Below are 16,361 nucleotides of genomic sequence, written 5' to 3' on the forward strand. Positions count from 1 at the left end.
AGTTGGGATGTTAGCGTTTGAATGACAGTAAAACTAGTTCAAGGAAGCAGAAAATGCGATTTTGGCTTTTGATAATATTAGGTATTTCATTTAACTCATATAGCATTGTTATTCGCCATGATGTCGATGATGCCAATTACAAGGTATCGAGCAATGTGTTGCCTCAGTTAGCAACTTTTTATATTGATGGTGGTCATGGTACATTAATTGACTCAAAGTGGGTCTTAACAGCCGCCCATGCAACATTTTGCCTTCAGCCAAATTCGACAATACTAATCAATAATACCCCTACTTTGATTGAGCAAGTTTTTGTTCACACAGGTTATATGCCTGGGCAAAGCCACGATATTGCACTTATCAAACTCAAGCAAGCTGTAAGCGATGTTAAACCTTTCAAGATTAACCGAAAAATAGATGAGCTTGATAAAGTATTATGGTTTATTGGTATGGGAGGGACAGGTACCGGTATAACTGGGCAAACGATTGACAACTTAGCTAACCAAGGCCAAATGCGACGGGCTCAAAATACCGTGATAGTAGCCAAAGGCCCGCTTTTAAAATTTAGCTTTGACCGCGGTGACAAGGCACTGCCTTTGGAAGGTGTGTCGGGTGGAGGAGATAGCGGTGGTCCAGCCTATCAATACAAAGGTGGTCAAGGTGTTGTGCTTGGAGTCAGCTCTCGAGTCGAGGGCGGAAGAATTGGCCGTTACGGCGTGACTGAAATATACAGTCGCGTTTCTTATTTCGTTGATTGGATAGACAGTATTATTGCAGGCAAAAATGTAGCTACGTTGGCCACTACTACGCTAACCCAGCTGCCTGCTGGCCTAACTGACGAGATATTGCCACAAGTTTGTGAAGAAATTAAGATAAAAAGCAGCCAGTAAGGCTGCTTTGCAATTTGGGCAGAGTGCTTAAGCAAGCACTGATTTTTTGAGACTATCTTGCGTTAGTACTTTCAAAGATCTTGTCAGCAGAGGCTGCAACAAAACCGGTGTAGATTTCGCCGTCTGGTTTTGGGTAGCGCAGTGCAAATTCATAGAAGCAGCTTGGAATACTAAATTCGCCGTCGCTGAACTTCACAGTTTGGTGATCAGCGAGTGTTGATGATTGCTCAAGCAATACTTCTGGAGAGCCTTTGATCTCGCCACCAGAGGTGTTTAGCTCAAAACCATTGTCTTTAAGTGCTTGGTTTACGGCTTCAATTGTAGTGAAGTTCTTCAGGTAATTGATGCTTACCGTAAAGTGGTTAGCGCGGTAGCCCCACGCTGACATCCATGCAGCGTATTCGCTTTCAGCCAGTAGCTTTTTGTATGTCTCGTGAGACACATTCCAGTGAGTACCTGAGTACAGGAAGTTTTCAGCTGTTACTGCAGACTCGTCGATTTGCTCAACCATGTCTTTAACGATAGCTTGTAATTCTTCTGAACATTTTTCAACTAGCAGCTCAGAGATAAACACCTTTGGTTTAGTTGGATCTTGATGTTCATAGTGCTTGGCATATAGCTTTTTCGCTTCAAAGTGGTATTCGCCACACTCTGTGTAACCTACAGCTTTAAAATGTGCAGCGAGCTTTTCCAGGCCTACTTTTTCAATATTAAAGGTACGCAGTGCAATGTGGTCATTGATCACGTCGTCTTTTTGCGTTGAGCCGAGTAGTTCATGAACTTTAACTGCAGAAGGCGTTACTTCTAGGTAGTTGTCCCACAGGTGTTCAAATAATGTATCTACGTTGTTGTGCATAATGGTTTCCTAATTTTTTGTCTTGGTGACAGTTTGTTAAACTTTATACCAATTGGTATCAGCACGACATTGAAATCTATAGTTTAAATGCGTTTATCAGTTCACCTTGAGTGACATCAAGCGCATTGGCTACCTCTGCGGTCAGCTGAATTTTTTCTTCTGCTTCGCACAGATAAGCCTGATCGGTAAACGTGGCTTTAAACGCGTCTAACCGACCATTTGAAATAGCAAGACTAGGGAGCTTGTCAGGTAGTGAAGCGACTATTTCAACTTCACCTTTAAACGACTCTCTAACCGTTCTAATGTTTTCTAGTCTGGCTTCCACCGTTGGACCTGCGTCGAACAAGTCAACATAGCCACGGTGTTCAAACCCCTCTTTTTGTAACAAACGCAAAGCAGGCTTGGTCTTCTCATGCACTTTACCTATCACGGCTTGTGCTTCTGGACTTAGTAGGTTTGCATAGATGGGATACTTGGGCATAAGTTCACAAATAAAAACTTTGTCCCCGAGACCGACCAAGTGATCTGCTTGCGGAAATTCGATGCTAAAAAAGTGCTCTTGTAACCACTGCCAAAATGGCGAGTGACCATGTTCGTCACTTACACCACGCATTTCTGCAATAACGGTATCGCTAAAGCGTTCTGCATGTTCAGCCATAAATAAGAAGCGACTTCTTGAAAGAAAGCGACCAGCTAACCCTTGGCGATGACCTTCACGTAAAAATAGTGTGCAGATCTCAGAGCTTCCAGTGTAGTCGTTACACATCGACAGAATATCAACGGTATTATAGACACCTAAAGTTCTTGAGTGATGTACTGTTTTACCAAGATGATAGTGGTATAAAGGCACAGACATACCTACCGCGGCTTCAATCGCAGTGGTGCCTATAATTTCGCCCGTTTGTGTGTCTTCAAGGACGAATAAATAGCCTTCGTCGTATGGTTTTGACACTGACTTTGCAAAGCTTTCAACTGAGCGATTAATTTTATTAGACAACAATTCGTCATCTACTGGCAGTGAGGTAAATCCATGGCCAGATTCAACCGCAATGGTTTTTAGCGAGTCGAAGTCAGTTTTTTGTATTGGTCTTAATACTAACATGAGAAAGAGGAGACCGAGGTCCCCAGCTCCTTAGCCGTTTACTACTGCAGCAACCGCTTGTTCAAAGCGTGCAAGGCCTTCTTGGATCTCTTCGTCAGTGATCACAAGAGAAGGTGTAAAACGAACTACGTTAGTACCAGCAACTAATGACATTAAACCGTGCTCTGCACTTGCTACAAGAAAGTCGCGTGCACGGCCTTCAAATTTGTCATTGAGCACTGCACCTAGAAGAAGACCTTTACCGCGCACTTCAGAAAATACATTGTATTTGTCATTAATAGCATTTAGACCATCTCTGAATACTTGCTCTTTGGCTTTTACGCCAGCTAATACTGATTCGGTATTTACAGTGTCAAATGCAGCTTCTGCTACCGCGCAGGCTAGTGGATTACCGCCATAAGTTGAGCCATGGGTGCCGACTTTAAGGTGAGCTGCAATTTCAGTAGTGGTAAGCATCGCGCCAATCGGGAAACCGCCGCCTAGTGCTTTTGCACTAGTTAGGATATCAGGTGTTACACCTAGCCCCTGATAAGCATATAGGTCACCAGTTCGGCCAACACCGGTTTGTACTTCATCAAAAATAAGTAGCGCGTTGTGCTTATCACATAGTTCGCGCACAGCTTGCACAAACTCAGCATTTGGAGAAATGATCCCGCCTTCACCTTGAAGCGGCTCCATCATGACTGCGCAAGTGTTGTCTGAGATTGTTTTTTCAAATGCAGCTAAATCGTTATAGTCGATATGAGTAATATCAGCTGGTTTTGGACCAAAACCGTCAGAATAGGCTGCTTGACCACCAACCGTTACCGTGAAGAAAGTACGACCATGGAAGCCTTTATTGAATGCGATAATTTGTGTTTTCTCTGCACCAAATTTATCCAGAGCCCAACGACGCGCAAGTTTAAGAGCGGCCTCGTTTGCTTCGGCGCCAGAGTTTGCGAAATAGACTTTTTCTGCGAATGTTGCATCAGTTAACTTTTTAGCAAGGCGAAGCGCCGGCTCGTTGGTCATCACGTTTGATAGATGCCAAATTTTTTCGCCTTGCTCTTTAAGTGCAGAAACAAGCGCTGGGTGACAATGGCCTAAACAGTTCACGGCGATACCGCCTGCAAAATCGATGAACTCTTTACCTGTCTGATCCCATACGCGAGAACCTTCACCTTTAACTGGAATAACTGCTGACGGGTTGTAGTTTGGAACCATGACTTCATCGAATAATTCGCGATTTGCTTGCATGACGCTTTCTCCTAAATTGTTATCATTGTGCGGTATTACTGTCGGGCAGAAGCTGATTACTTGTTGTTCTGCTCACAGCCAACTTGCTATTTCTTCATTATTACGCGCTTTTGTAATAATTTGCAGTGCAATAATTCACATATTTGCTATCATTTATGTCAAATTAACATGGTTAAATTGCAAAATGATTAGTTTACAAGATGAAAAGCTTATTGCATTGTTGCGTAATAATGCACGGGAGAGTATCTCTGAGTTGGCACGTAAGTTAGATCTTTCCAGAACCACGGTACAAAATCGTATCGCAAAATTAGAGCAAAATGGCGTAATCAAAGGCTATCGCGTGGAGTTCGCGCAGCAGTATATGGACGATTTAGTATCGGCACACGTTTCTATTAAGGTAAAACAAAAACTCACTACAAAGGCGAATTTAGCATTGCAGCAGTTGCCAAATGTTTCAGCACTTTATGCCATTAGTGGGGAATATGACTTGATTGCGATTGTTGAAGCACAGAGTTTGGAGCAGTTGAGTCATCTGCTAGATGAAATTGGTAATTTAGAAGGGATTGAGCGTACCAATTCGTCGGTTATTTTAGAAACCAAATTTAAGCGATAAATAACCTTACCGTGTCTGGATAAATACTTTGAGCGCTCGTCACCACTTACCAATTGCTCCGCTTTTAGCATAATAGATTGCTTAGCTTGGAGGATGTTGTGTAGCTAACTTTTCCGCTTAACAGTGAGCTATCCAACTTGTTCTGGTAACCAAATGCTGGTGCCGGTCGCTGCAATATGATTAACATTGCCATTTAACACTTTGCTACCCACATTATTTGAGCTTTCAGGCCGGCTAACTAAATATCCCTGTACACAACTGATCCCTAAGTTTTTAACTAGCTCAAATTGTTCTGTTTGTTCAACGCCTTCGGCAACAATTTTTAATTCTAACTGTTGTCCCAGTTCGCTGATGGAGTTGAGGATTTTACGATATTTAGGATTGCTGTTGGCTTGAGTGATAAATAATTTATCAATTTTTATCACGTCTATAGGCAAATCAGCAAGGGTGCTCAGCGAACTAAAGCCGGTGCCAAAATCATCAATTGCAATGCTTATTCCAGCATCTCGGCATTGTTGCAATTGTGAAATAGTTTCATTGCTAGCTTTGATTAGAGTGGACTCCGTGATCTCCAACATCAAAGCGGTGGCTGGTAAGCCGGTCTTTTCTAAGGCAGTACTTACCCATTCAAAGATCTTTCTATGTTTTAGTTGTATTCCAGAAACATTGACTGAGATTTTTACCTTTTTCATCCCTGCATTATGCCAAGCACACATTTGTCTACACGACTCAAGTAAGATCCAATCACCAAGCTCTAAAATTAAATTAGATTCTTCTGCAATTGGAATAAACTCAGCTGGTGGAATTTGCCCTTCTATTGGGTGATTCCAACGGATAAGCGCCTCAAAATAGTCAATAGCACAATCTTCAACATGTACTATCGGTTGGAATGACAGATAAAAGCTTTGCGCAGAGATAGCGAGTCGTAACTCTTCTAAGAGGTAGTGATAACGGCGCATTTTCGACCCCATTTCGGGGGAGTAAACTTTAAAAATCCCACGTCCATCTGTTTTTGCTCTGTACATGGCAACATCAGCCATCTGTAGTAACGAGTTCGGAGTTGCGGCGCTATCTGGATATACTGCGATGCCGATACTTGCTCCAATTTTGACAAGCTTATTGCCAAGCAAGAAGTCACGCTCTATATCACTTAGAATGGACTGTGCGATTTCTGTGCATAAGCTCGGATCGCTTAATTTGGGAATAAATAGCGAAAATTCATCGCCGCCGAGTCTTGAAAGGTTTTGTTCAAGGCCATGGATAGGGTGGCAATCTTCCAAACCATATTGACGGACAGTGTTTGAGAGCCTAGCGGCAACTTGGATCAAAATTTCGTCGCCAAAACTGTGGCCAAATGAATCGTTGACCTGTTTAAAGCCATCTAAGTCGATAAATAGCAGCCCACACTTTTGTTGTGCTAACTCTGCTTGTTTTAACTTTGCCTCGATATGATCAATATAGGCATGCCTATCGATTAGTTTCGTGAGCTTGTCTTGAAAAATTTGAGACTCTGAATGGCGTTTTACTCGTGCAAGATGGCTGGATAAATCGTGGATCGCATGACTGAGCTTTGCAAGAGAAGACTTATGATGCAGTGGCGCGCTGCTTACCTCTAAACGCGCCAATATCCCTCCAACGTCATTATTCACCTCGTTAATATCTTCGTCTTGGCAACGATATCTGCGCTCTGATTTAAAAAGGTACGCAATAATTGCAAGTAATGTTGTGATTGCAATCAGTGTGATGGGTGAAGTAAACACGGCATACCAAACCGTATTTACATCCAGATATTTAGGCGTTCCGAGCGTTGATTCGACTACAACGTAGGTGGAATTACCTTTTGCAGCAAAGCTCAAACCGTGCAGTAGTGGAGAGTACCAAGGTGATACCATTGATGTTGTAAGGTGCTCAGTTGCCGAGGTTGTAGCGAGCAGTTCAAACACATGGCTCTTAAAAGACAGGTGCAGCAATATGACAACGAATAGAGCGCCCAGAATTAGGGTACTTGTTAGTCTTATTGCGTTTGACATGAATAGGCTTTCCTTAGTAATTCAGACTCTTGCGTATTATTAAGTAATAACACATGGATGATATGTTTATCATAAAAAATGTAATCTGAAATTATAGCTGCTAACCTAGTTTTTTACACACTTTAGCATTCAGTTGCAAACCTCATAGCGCAAAAGTACTCAAAATTTCAATTAGCAAACTACATTATATGAGCAGGATCAATTATTAGTTAAATTCACTTTACATGATAACCGTTCTCAACTAGCTTTCTTGTTGACTCTTAATGTGATTGGCTCAGTGATTGCAAGGAACCTGTAGCAAACTGAAATCACTGCTTATCTGATTTAGATTGCGCCAAAGCGGTGCAGAATTGCACCAAATTTGTACTGTCATACAAACTCAATATTTGTTTGCTGTACTTAGGGCTGTTGATTTTTAAAGCGATTGGTGAGTTGCCATCTAATTGCAATTTATTTTCATTAAAATTTCAATATGCTCGACATGAATCGTACACAGTTACCAGTCGTTTGCAGTATTAGCGTACGTCACTGTGAAATAAGGACTCACAAAAGGTAAACGGGGGTTATATGCTCACTAAACGGTTTTTCAAAACAAAAGACGAAGCGGAAATTACATTTTCATTTTCACACCCAGAAGCTAAAACGGTGGAACTTGTTGGTGATTTTAATGATTGGCAACCCGAGCCAATGAAATTCATCAAAAAAGACAGTGCGTTTAAGCTTAAACACCGTTTACCAACCGACAAAGATTACCACTTCAGATATTTGATTGATGGCGAAGTATGGGACAATGATCATCAAGCGGATGATTATGTGCCAAATGGCTTTGGAGAAGACAACAGCGTTGTGTCCACAGCGAGAGCGTAACATTATAAATGGACAACATTGCTCAGCTTCTATATCTCTATGGTATTGGTTATGAGTACCATAAATACACCGGTGATCATGTGGTATTTGATCACCAAACTCGCCTACAGGCCTTGCAGGAGTGTGGTGTTGATGTCAGTAATCCAGACGAAATAGACAGGCTCAACTTTGAGTTGGATATTGCCAAATGGCTCACGCCAGTTGAAGCCATTACTTTGGTTTGCAAAGAGACACCAACTATCACGATACGGGTGGATGACGGCCTGCACATTAACGAATTAACTGTGTCGATCCCTGCATTGGGTTATTGCTGTGTTTGCGATCCAAACAAGCAAGTCGCGATTGGGGATTACCGCTATCAAGATACACGTTATGTTCAATTTGAAGTGCCAATAAACGCGATCGAAGTCGGTTATCATAGCGCTGAGGTAATGTTAAATGGTGCGCGGTTTGAGACAGAACTTTGGGTGACGCCTAGACAGTGTTATGACCCTATTGAACAACATAAAAAGCTCCTTGGATTGTCTATTCAGCTATATTCGTTAAAGCCTGCTGGCAGCAAGCTAAGTGCGGATTTTTATGAGCTAAAGCAATTAGTAGAGGCTAGCGCAGCTGAAGGGGTTGATTACATTTTGTTAAACCCACTGCATTTGTTGTTTGTTGATAAACCAGAAAAAGCGAGCCCGTACAGCCCAAATGACCGCCGCTTATTGCATCCTTTTTACATTTCTATCGAGCTTTTGTGTGAACAATTTGGCTTAGATGTGAGTGTGTTCGCCGACTATTTAGACGTTTCAAAGAGTAACTTGAGCGCGACATATCTTAATATGACTCACTGTATGGAAAGCAAGCTTAACGCGTTACGTTTTGCGTGGCAGTTATTGTGCGACCAAACTGGAGCGTGGCGTGCTGACTTTACTCGATTTTGCCAAGCTAAGCAGCAAGAGCTTAAGGCATTTGAGGACGATGACTTTGCCAAGTTTTTGCAATGGCTTGCGTTTGAGCAATTAACGCTATGCCAATCTTTGGCACTCAATGCTGGCATGGCCGTAGGTTTAATCAATGACTTAGCCGTAGGTTGTGCTGACGGCTCAAGTGAATATAACAGCAATAAAAATTTGTATGCCGACCATGCTCGTGTGGGCGCACCTCCGGACCCTTGGGCTGAGCTCGGTCAAAACTGGGGGTTACCAGCGTTAAACCCCGTTAAGTTAAAAGCGCAGCGCTTTGCATTTTTTAAACAGCTGATCCAAGCGAACATCACCGGTGTTGGGGCATTAAGAATTGATCATGTGATGGGCCTAAGAAGGTTATGGTGGTGTTTTTATCAAGAACAGCAGCAAACAGGTTGCTATGTATATTATCCATTTGAGTACCTCTTAGCGATCCTTAAGATTGAGTCCGTCAAGCACCAAGTGATGATCATTGGTGAAGACTTAGGGGTTGTTCCAATCGAAATCAAAGAAGCAATGTCTGAGTCGCATATATACAGCAATATTCTTTTTTATTTCGAAAAGGATTATCACGGTCAGTTTTTAGCACCCACGCACTATAAGCACAATGCGTTACTGATGGTTGCTAACCATGACGTCCCGCCATTTTTTGGCTGGTGGAGCCATGATGACCTTAGGTTGAGACGTGAATATCAGTTATTGAGCGAACCCCAACTAACAAAAGCGGATGAAGAGCGAACATCCGAGCGAGAGAAGCTTTGTCATTGGCTTAGTTGCTATGGTGAGGCGAGTGTCGCCCTTGCGAGCGAAGCCCGTGATGTGTATCAGGCGCTTATCAATGTGCTCGCCAAGTCGCCTGCAAAAATGCTGACAATTCAGTTTGATGACCTCGACGAACAGAAGTTACCAGTGAATATTCCTGGTACTGATCAAGAGTACCCAAACTGGAGAAGGCGACTTAATCAGACATCAGCGGAAATTATTGCAAGTTCTCGGCCGCTGATCCGAGATGCAATAACCAGCAGGAAAGAATAGATGAATACAAGAGCAAAAATAGAAGACGCCCACGTAGACGACTACATCAGTCAATTAGCCGCTTTGGAAGCAGGTAAGTGTCGTGACCCATTTGCCTTTTTAGGGCTACACCAGCTAGATGCGAAGCGCTCAGTCGTGCGCTGTTTTATTCCAGGTGCGACAGAAGTTAACGTACTTACCAACAATAGTAGCTATGCGCTTGAACGGTTTCGCAAAAGTGCGCTATTCACATTAGATTTTAAAGCGGATGACATCAGCAAAGATTACCTGCTTGAAGTGTACTACCCAGAACAAACCGTCACTGGGAGGGATGTATATAGTTTTGATAGTTGCTTGGCTGATGATGCCTTGTACTTATTCAATGAAGGAACACAAGCTCAAGCTTATTTGCATTTAGGTGCACATCAAGTAGAAATAGAGGGGGTAATTGGGTTTCGATTTGGTGTTTGGGCGCCAAATGCGTTGTCTGTCTCTGTGATAGGTGAGTTTAATCATTGGCAGGCCGTTCAGCATCCAATGCGGTTACATCCAGCCAGCGGTGTATGGGAGCTTTTTATTCCGGCACTGGAGGTTGACTGCTGCTATAAATTTGCAATCACCACATTTGAGGGGGAACGCATAGAAAAGGCCGACCCCTTTGCATTTAAAATGGAACAAGCACCGGGTACGGCGAGTATAACTCAGGCTCGACCTGCGGCTTTCACATTGAGCCAAGCTTACCATGATAAAAAGGCGCTGCGTAATAAAATCAATGCACCCATTAGTATTTATGAAGTACATTTGGGCTCGTGGAAGCGCCGAGAGAAAGAAGGTAATCGCTATCTCACGTATCGAGAATTAGCGGATGACCTTATCCCTTATGTAAAAGCACTGGGATTTACCCATTTGCAACTGATGCCTATCAGTGAATATCCTTTTGATGGCTCCTGGGGTTATCAACCAGTGGGGTTATTCTCGCCAACCAGTCGCTTTGGTGGCGTGGAGGATTTTGCTTACTTTGTTGAGTGCTGTCATCGTGAAGACCTCGGATTACTTATCGACTGGGTACCGGGACATTTCCCATCAGATCCTCATGGTTTACATAAATTTGATGGTACGCATCTATTTGAACACGCTGATAAGCGGCAAGGATTTCACCCAGATTGGAACACCTATATTTTTAACTACGACCGCGCTGAAGTAAAAAGCTTTTTGTTGTCGAATGCGATGTACTGGATAAAAGAATACGCCATCGATGGGTTACGAGTTGATGCCGTGGCATCGATGCTTTACTTGGATTACAGCCGTAAACATGGGGAATGGGTGCCAAATCAATATGGCGGCCGCGAAAATCTAGGTGCAATAGAATGCCTCAAATCAGTCAATACCAAATGTTATGGTGTTGATGAAGGTATTATGATGGTCGCTGAAGAATCCACCGCTTGGCCCGGTGTTACCCGCAGTGTTGAACACGATGGTTTGGGTTTTGGTTATAAGTGGAATATGGGGTGGATGAATGACACGCTAAACTATATGTCCAAAGACCCAATTCATCGCAAGTACCATCACCATGAAATGACCTTTTCGATGGTGTATGCCTATTCTGAAAATTACATCCTGCCATTAAGTCACGATGAAGTGGTACATGGCAAAGGTGCGCTACTGAGCAAAATGCCAGGAGACGATTGGCAGCAATTCGCTAATTTACGTGCCTACTATGGCTTTATGTTTGCCCACCCAGGTAAAAAGTTGCTGTTCATGGGCGCTGAACTTGCCCCCCGAGAGGAATGGGATCATAACCAACAACTCAACTGGAAGTTGCTTGAAAGTGAAGCGCACCAAGGCGTGTATGAGTGTGTCAAAGCGCTCAATACGACCTATAAATCAACGCCGCAACTATTCGAGTGCGATAACAAATCAACAGGGTTTAATTGGATTGATGGGGGGAATGCTGGGCAAAGTATATTTAGTTTTGTACGCTACGGACAAGATGGTGTTACACCGCTGGTGGTGATCGCAAACTTTACGCCACAAACTCATTTCCAATTCCGCTTAGGCGTGCCATCAGCGGGTGTGTATCAAGTTATCTTAAACACGGATGACAAAGCGTTTTGGGGGAGTGGCGTTGGAGTCGTTGCACATAAACAACAACTCATTGAATCGAAAAACATAGCAAGCCATGGCCTTGAGCAAAGTATCGATATAACAGTTCCGCCTTTGGCAACCGTGTATTTGCAGCTGATCTCTGGTGGCGCATGCTAACCAGTTATCGCGGCGATCATCAATTGCTGGGTGCGACGGCCAGTGATAAAGGTGTTAACTTTTGTGTTTATGCACCGAAAGCGAAACGTGTAACCCTCTGTCTGTTCGACAAAAGCGGCCATAGCGAAGTGAATCGGATAGGGATGTTTCGGCATGAAGGCGGAAATTGGTCATTGTTTATTGAAGGAGCAAAAGTCGGAGACTTATATGGCTATCGGGTAGACGGGGAATATAGCGCGGAAAAAGGGCTACTTTTCAATGCTAATAAGTTACTCTTAGATCCATATTGCCGTGACTTTTTCGGCGAATTTACTTGGAGTGAACGGCATTTTTGTCATTTGCCAGTAGGTCATTTAAACCCTTCTGATAACGCCTGTGATATGCCAAAGAGCAAAGTGACGGCGATTGAAAAGTATCAAGGGAAGCGACCCAAGACGCCGTGGAGTAAAACGGTTATATATGAGTGTCATGTTAAAGGAGCAACTGTTCGACACCCTGATATTCCAAGTAAACACCAAGGAAAATATTTAGGGATTGCTGAGCAAACCTTTATCGATCATCTAAAGCATATTGGTGTTACTGCAATTGAGTTGCTACCTGTGCATGCGTTTATCAATGAGCAATTTCTTACGACTAAAGGGCTAAAAAATTATTGGGGGTATAACAGCCTCAACTTCTTTACGCCACACAAAAGTTATCTTGTTAACGACGACATCAACGAATTTAAGGTAATGGTAGAGCGGCTCCACCAAGCCGGTATAGAGGTTATTTTGGATGTGGTGTTTAATCATACTGCGGAAGGTGGTTTGGATGGCCCGACAATTAGCTTTAAAGGGTTTGATAACCTGACTTATTATAGCACCTTGCCGAGTAAACCCAATGTCTACATTAATGACACGGGTTGTGGAAACACAATGAATATCTCGAATCCAGTGGTATTAAGGCTTGTTTTGGACAGCTTACGCTATTGGGTAGAATATATGGGAGTTGACGGTTTTCGTTTTGATTTGGCGACGATCCTTGCCCGTCAAGCCTCGGGATTTTCAAATCAACATGCGTTTTTGCAAGCGATCCATCAAGACCCGGTGCTTAGCAAAGTAAAACTGATTGCCGAGCCTTGGGATATTGGTCCTGGTGGGTATCAACTTGGACAATTTCCTTCTCCTTGGCGTGAGTGGAATGATAAATATCGAGATACTGTTAGGCGCTTCTGGCGTGGCGATGAGGGTGTATTGCCAGAGCTTGCGATGCGTATTCATGGCTCCAGTGATCTGTTTGAACATAACTTACGGGGTCCTTTGAACTCCATAAATTTTCTTACTAGTCATGACGGCTTCTCATTGTTTGATTGGACGGCTTACGAGCATAAACATAATGAAGCAAACGGTGAGGCAAATAGAGACGGCCACAGTGAAAACTTTTCATTTAATTGTGGGGTAGAAGGGTTCAGTGCCGACCCTCAAATCAATGAATTGCGTCTCAGTATGCAGAAAAATGCATTACTCACTTTGTTTTTATCCAAAGGGATCCCGATGATTTGTGCGGGTACTGAAATGGCACATACGCAAAATGGTAACAATAATGCCTACTGCCAAGACAACTGCACTAGCTGGCTGGCATGGAAAAACCATCAGCAACACCACATGTTAACTTTTTTTATCCAAGATTTACTCGCGCTCCGTAAACAATTTGCCGCGTTTTCTCACTCATTTTATGTCCATGACAGTGACAGTCGTTTTGCAGTGAATTGGTTTAATGAACAAGCAAAGCCGTTATCGCCCGAACAATGGCGAGAGCCAAGCCGTAAATGGTTGAGTTACACCATCACCGATCAGCAGTTAGGGCAAAGCTTATTGATAATACTGAACGCCAGTGAGAATGCGCTGCAAATAAAGCTGCCACTTAGTGCATTTTCATCTCATTGGCAGCAAGCAATTACCACCGCGGTTGAGCCGCAAAGACCAGAGTTAGATTCTTATTTACAGGTTCCAGCTAAGTCAGCATGGATATTTACATCAATCAAAGGGGACGAAAAGCATGGCTAATAAAAGTGCGCCAGTATGTGTCGTGAAACATTGGCAAGATGCACCAAAGATAGATGAAAACACCTTGAGTGATGATTTAACTCGTCACTTTTACTACACCTTAGGTCGAGACAAAGTAGGAGAGTCGCGACTTTATTTGTACCATGCATTAGCCTTGACCATTCGTGACCGATTAGTTGCTCGCTGCCGTGCAACGAAAGAGCACATTAAGAGTAAAAAAACGCGCAAAGCAGCTTACCTTTCGTTGGAATTTTTAATGGGTAGAGCACTGTCTAATGCGGTGCTAAATCTCGACTTAGAAGAACAAGTTCAAGCGGCATTGCAAGAATACTGTACTGAGCTTGAAGAGGTCGCGCAGGCTGAGCATGATGCAGGTCTTGGCAATGGTGGTTTAGGTCGCCTAGCAGCTTGCTTTTTGGATAGCTGTGCTTCATTAGCCCTTCCTGTTGTCGGCTACGGTTTGCGTTACGAATTTGGGATGTTTAACCAAACCTGCGAGCAGGGTCATCAAGTAGAACAGCCAGATAACTGGCTCCGAGAAGGTCATCCATGGGAACTTGCTGCACCAGAGCAAGCCCGGAGAGTTAAGTTTTTTGGTCATGTTGAAGTACATACCGACAAAAATGGTAGACAGCATCGTGAGTGGCTTGATACGCAAGATATACTCGCCGTGCCTTACGACGTCCCAGTCCCTGGATATCGTAATGAGGTGGTAAACACATTAAGGCTATGGAAATCAGAGGCAACCGATGAGTTTGACCTCAGCGAATTTAACGCCGGTAGTTATTCAGAAGCGGTGGCGAAAAAGAATCTCGCTGAGCAGATAACGATGGTGCTGTATCCCAATGATGCTAGTGAAAACGGTAAAGAGCTGAGATTAAGGCAGCAGTACTTTTTATCCAGCGCGAGTCTACAAGACGTGATCGCAACTTGGGTTGAGCAATATGGCGATGATTTCAGTGATTTTGCTGATTATCACGTATTCCAACTCAATGATACTCATCCAAGTATCGCCGTAGCTGAGCTAATGCGCATTTTATTAGACGATTACGAGCTGGAGTGGGATGCCGCATGGAAGATAACGACATCAACCATGGCATATACTAATCATACTTTATTGCCCGAAGCATTAGAGCGCTGGTCTGTGAGTCTATTTGAGCGCTTGTTACCTAGATTGCTAGAAATTATCTATGAGATCAATGCCCGCTTTTTGTCGGAAGTAGCATTAAAATGGCCGGGTGATATCGAAAAGCAGCGTGCGCTGTCACTCATAGAGGAGTCCAGTCATCCTCAAATTCGCATGGCGTACCTTGCGATTGTTGGTAGTTATTCTGTCAATGGCGTTGCGGCTTTACATACCGAGTTATTAAAAGCTGGGTTGTTTAACGATTTCTATCAACTTTGCCCTGAGAAGTTTAATAATAAAACGAATGGGGTGACGCCAAGACGCTGGTTATCGCATTGTAATCCAGAACTGGCACAATTGATTAGTGATAAAATTGGCGATGGATGGCAAGCTGATTTTTCTAAAATTAGTGAACTACGTCGTTTTTACGATAATCACGCCTTCCAAAAGCAGTGGCTAACAGTCAAACAAAACAACAAGCAGCGTCTTGCAGAGCTAATTGCTCATGAATGTCAGGTAGAGTTTGACCCAACTATGATGTTTGATGTTCAAGTGAAACGTATTCATGAATACAAGCGTCAACTACTTAATGTATTGCACGTTATCCATCTTTACGACCGGATCTGTCGTGGTGATGTGGCAGAGCTTGTTCCTCGTTGCGTACTGTTTGGAGGTAAGGCGGCACCAGGTTATTACATGGCGAAGAAAATCATTAAATTAATCAATAATGTTGCCAATGTTATCAACAATGACCCAGCAGCGAGGCCCTACCTCCGAGTGGCTTTCATGCCCAATTACAATGTCTCAAAAATGGAAGTGATTTGCCCTGCAACAGATTTATCAGAGCAGATCTCAACAGCTGGAAAAGAAGCGTCTGGCACTGGCAACATGAAGTTTATGATGAATGGCGCTATCACCATAGGTACCTTAGACGGTGCAAATATCGAAATACGAGAATGCGTTGGCGCAGACAACTTTTACTTATTTGGTGTAACCGCGGAACAAGCGCAGCAAGTGCGCCAAAATTATCAGCCCCTTAAGATAATAGAAAGCAACAATGACCTAAAACGCGTTATGGCTTTGCTTGAAAGTGGGCACTTTAACCTATTTGAGCCTAATATCTTTGATGATGTAATTAACTCAATTAAGAGTAGTACTGATCCTTGGTTAGTGGCACAAGATTTTCCCTCCTACGTTGAGAGTCAGGAGCACGCGGCTCAGGCATATAAAGACAAGGAGCATTGGCTGCGCATGAGTATTCTCAATACCGCAGCCAGTGGAAAATTTTCTAGCGATAGAACAATTCAAGATTACAGCGATGATATTTGGCGCTTGAGCCCAATGCAGTAGTCACCGCAAAAAGTTATGGA

The 16,361-nt window shown here is 43.3% G+C and carries 11 protein-coding genes; 7 read left to right on the forward strand and 4 right to left on the reverse strand.

Features of this window, described 5'->3' with window-relative positions; all coding sequences use genetic code 11:
* The first annotated feature begins 53 nt into the window (after positions 1 to 53).
* A complete protein-coding gene (locus CWC29_RS18650; protein WP_138522911.1) occupies positions 54 to 887 on the forward strand; it encodes a trypsin-like serine protease in 834 nt (277 codons plus the stop codon).
* Between the two features lie 52 nt (positions 888 to 939).
* Here the strand turns inward: CWC29_RS18650 and CWC29_RS18655 are convergent, their stop codons facing one another.
* The 3 genes from CWC29_RS18655 to CWC29_RS18665 form a co-directional block, all read right to left on the reverse strand.
* Positions 940 to 1,743, reverse strand: a complete 804-nt coding sequence (locus tag CWC29_RS18655; protein WP_128726598.1) for a DUF1338 domain-containing protein — start codon at positions 1,741 to 1,743, stop codon at positions 940 to 942.
* Positions 1,744 to 1,819: 76 nt separating this feature from the next.
* Positions 1,820 to 2,845: an arginine N-succinyltransferase gene (gene astA, locus CWC29_RS18660; protein WP_128726597.1), complete on the reverse strand. Its 1,026-nt coding sequence runs from the start codon at positions 2,843 to 2,845 to the stop codon at positions 1,820 to 1,822.
* Positions 2,846 to 2,875: 30 nt separating this feature from the next.
* A complete protein-coding gene (locus CWC29_RS18665) occupies positions 2,876 to 4,081 on the reverse strand; it encodes an aspartate aminotransferase family protein (RefSeq protein ID WP_128726596.1) in 1,206 nt (401 codons plus the stop codon).
* Positions 4,082 to 4,265: 184 nt separating this feature from the next.
* Here CWC29_RS18665 and CWC29_RS18670 point away from each other — a divergent pair, with 184 nt between their 5' ends.
* Positions 4,266 to 4,694 (forward strand): Lrp/AsnC family transcriptional regulator, encoded by a 429-nt coding sequence (locus CWC29_RS18670; RefSeq protein WP_128726595.1) that lies wholly within the window; start codon positions 4,266 to 4,268, stop codon positions 4,692 to 4,694.
* Positions 4,695 to 4,822: 128 nt separating this feature from the next.
* On the opposite strand, the gene CWC29_RS18675 is transcribed toward CWC29_RS18670, so the two are convergent.
* On the reverse strand, positions 4,823 to 6,724 hold the full coding sequence (locus CWC29_RS18675; RefSeq protein WP_138522913.1) for a putative bifunctional diguanylate cyclase/phosphodiesterase: 1,902 nt from the start codon (positions 6,722 to 6,724) through the stop codon (positions 4,823 to 4,825).
* Between the two features lie 567 nt (positions 6,725 to 7,291).
* On the opposite strand from CWC29_RS18675, the gene CWC29_RS18680 reads away from it, so the two are divergent.
* Genes CWC29_RS18680 through CWC29_RS18700 form a run of 5 tightly spaced genes read left to right on the forward strand, consistent with a single transcriptional unit; the run spans position 7,292 to position 16,341 of the window.
* Positions 7,292 to 7,591 (forward strand): isoamylase early set domain-containing protein, encoded by a 300-nt coding sequence (locus CWC29_RS18680; protein ID WP_128726593.1) that lies wholly within the window; start codon positions 7,292 to 7,294, stop codon positions 7,589 to 7,591.
* A gap of 8 nt (positions 7,592 to 7,599) precedes the next feature.
* A complete protein-coding gene (gene malQ, locus CWC29_RS18685) occupies positions 7,600 to 9,579 on the forward strand; it encodes a 4-alpha-glucanotransferase (RefSeq protein WP_138522915.1) in 1,980 nt (659 codons plus the stop codon).
* Entirely contained in the window at positions 9,580 to 11,820 is a 2,241-nt protein-coding gene (gene glgB, locus CWC29_RS18690; protein ID WP_138522917.1) for a 1,4-alpha-glucan branching protein GlgB, read from the forward strand.
* Entirely contained in the window at positions 11,814 to 13,865 is a 2,052-nt protein-coding gene (glgX, locus tag CWC29_RS18695; RefSeq protein ID WP_128726590.1) for a glycogen debranching protein GlgX, read from the forward strand. The genes glgB and glgX overlap by 7 nt, the downstream gene beginning before the upstream one ends.
* Positions 13,858 to 16,341 carry a glycogen/starch/alpha-glucan phosphorylase gene (locus CWC29_RS18700; RefSeq protein WP_138522919.1) on the forward strand — a complete coding sequence of 828 codons (2,484 nt, stop codon included), beginning with the start codon at positions 13,858 to 13,860 and terminating at the stop codon, positions 16,339 to 16,341. The genes glgX and CWC29_RS18700 overlap by 8 nt, the downstream gene beginning before the upstream one ends.
* Positions 16,342 to 16,361 lie beyond the last annotated feature (20 nt).

Source organism: Pseudoalteromonas galatheae (assembly GCF_005886105.2).
GTDB classification, from domain to species: Bacteria; Pseudomonadota; Gammaproteobacteria; order Enterobacterales; family Alteromonadaceae; genus Pseudoalteromonas; species Pseudoalteromonas galatheae.

Excerpts from the sequence above, each read along its gene's own strand:
- CWC29_RS18665 (WP_128726596.1), bottom strand. The coding sequence starts at position 4,081 with ATGCAAGCAAATCGCGAATTATTCGATGAAGTCATGGTTCCAAACTAC.
- CWC29_RS18675 (WP_138522913.1), bottom strand. The coding sequence starts at position 6,724 with ATGTCAAACGCAATAAGACTAACAAGTACCCTAATTCTGGGCGCTCTA.
- CWC29_RS18680 (WP_128726593.1), top strand. The coding sequence starts at position 7,292 with ATGCTCACTAAACGGTTTTTCAAAACAAAAGACGAAGCGGAAATTACA.
- CWC29_RS18700 (WP_138522919.1), top strand. The coding sequence starts at position 13,858 with ATGGCTAATAAAAGTGCGCCAGTATGTGTCGTGAAACATTGGCAAGAT.
- glgX (WP_128726590.1), top strand. The coding sequence starts at position 11,814 with ATGCTAACCAGTTATCGCGGCGATCATCAATTGCTGGGTGCGACGGCC.
- glgB (WP_138522917.1), top strand. The coding sequence starts at position 9,580 with ATGAATACAAGAGCAAAAATAGAAGACGCCCACGTAGACGACTACATC.
- astA (WP_128726597.1), bottom strand. The coding sequence starts at position 2,845 with ATGTTAGTATTAAGACCAATACAAAAAACTGACTTCGACTCGCTAAAA.
- CWC29_RS18670 (WP_128726595.1), top strand. The coding sequence starts at position 4,266 with ATGATTAGTTTACAAGATGAAAAGCTTATTGCATTGTTGCGTAATAAT.
- CWC29_RS18655 (WP_128726598.1), bottom strand. The coding sequence starts at position 1,743 with ATGCACAACAACGTAGATACATTATTTGAACACCTGTGGGACAACTAC.
- CWC29_RS18650 (WP_138522911.1), top strand. The coding sequence starts at position 54 with ATGCGATTTTGGCTTTTGATAATATTAGGTATTTCATTTAACTCATAT.
- malQ (WP_138522915.1), top strand. The coding sequence starts at position 7,600 with ATGGACAACATTGCTCAGCTTCTATATCTCTATGGTATTGGTTATGAG.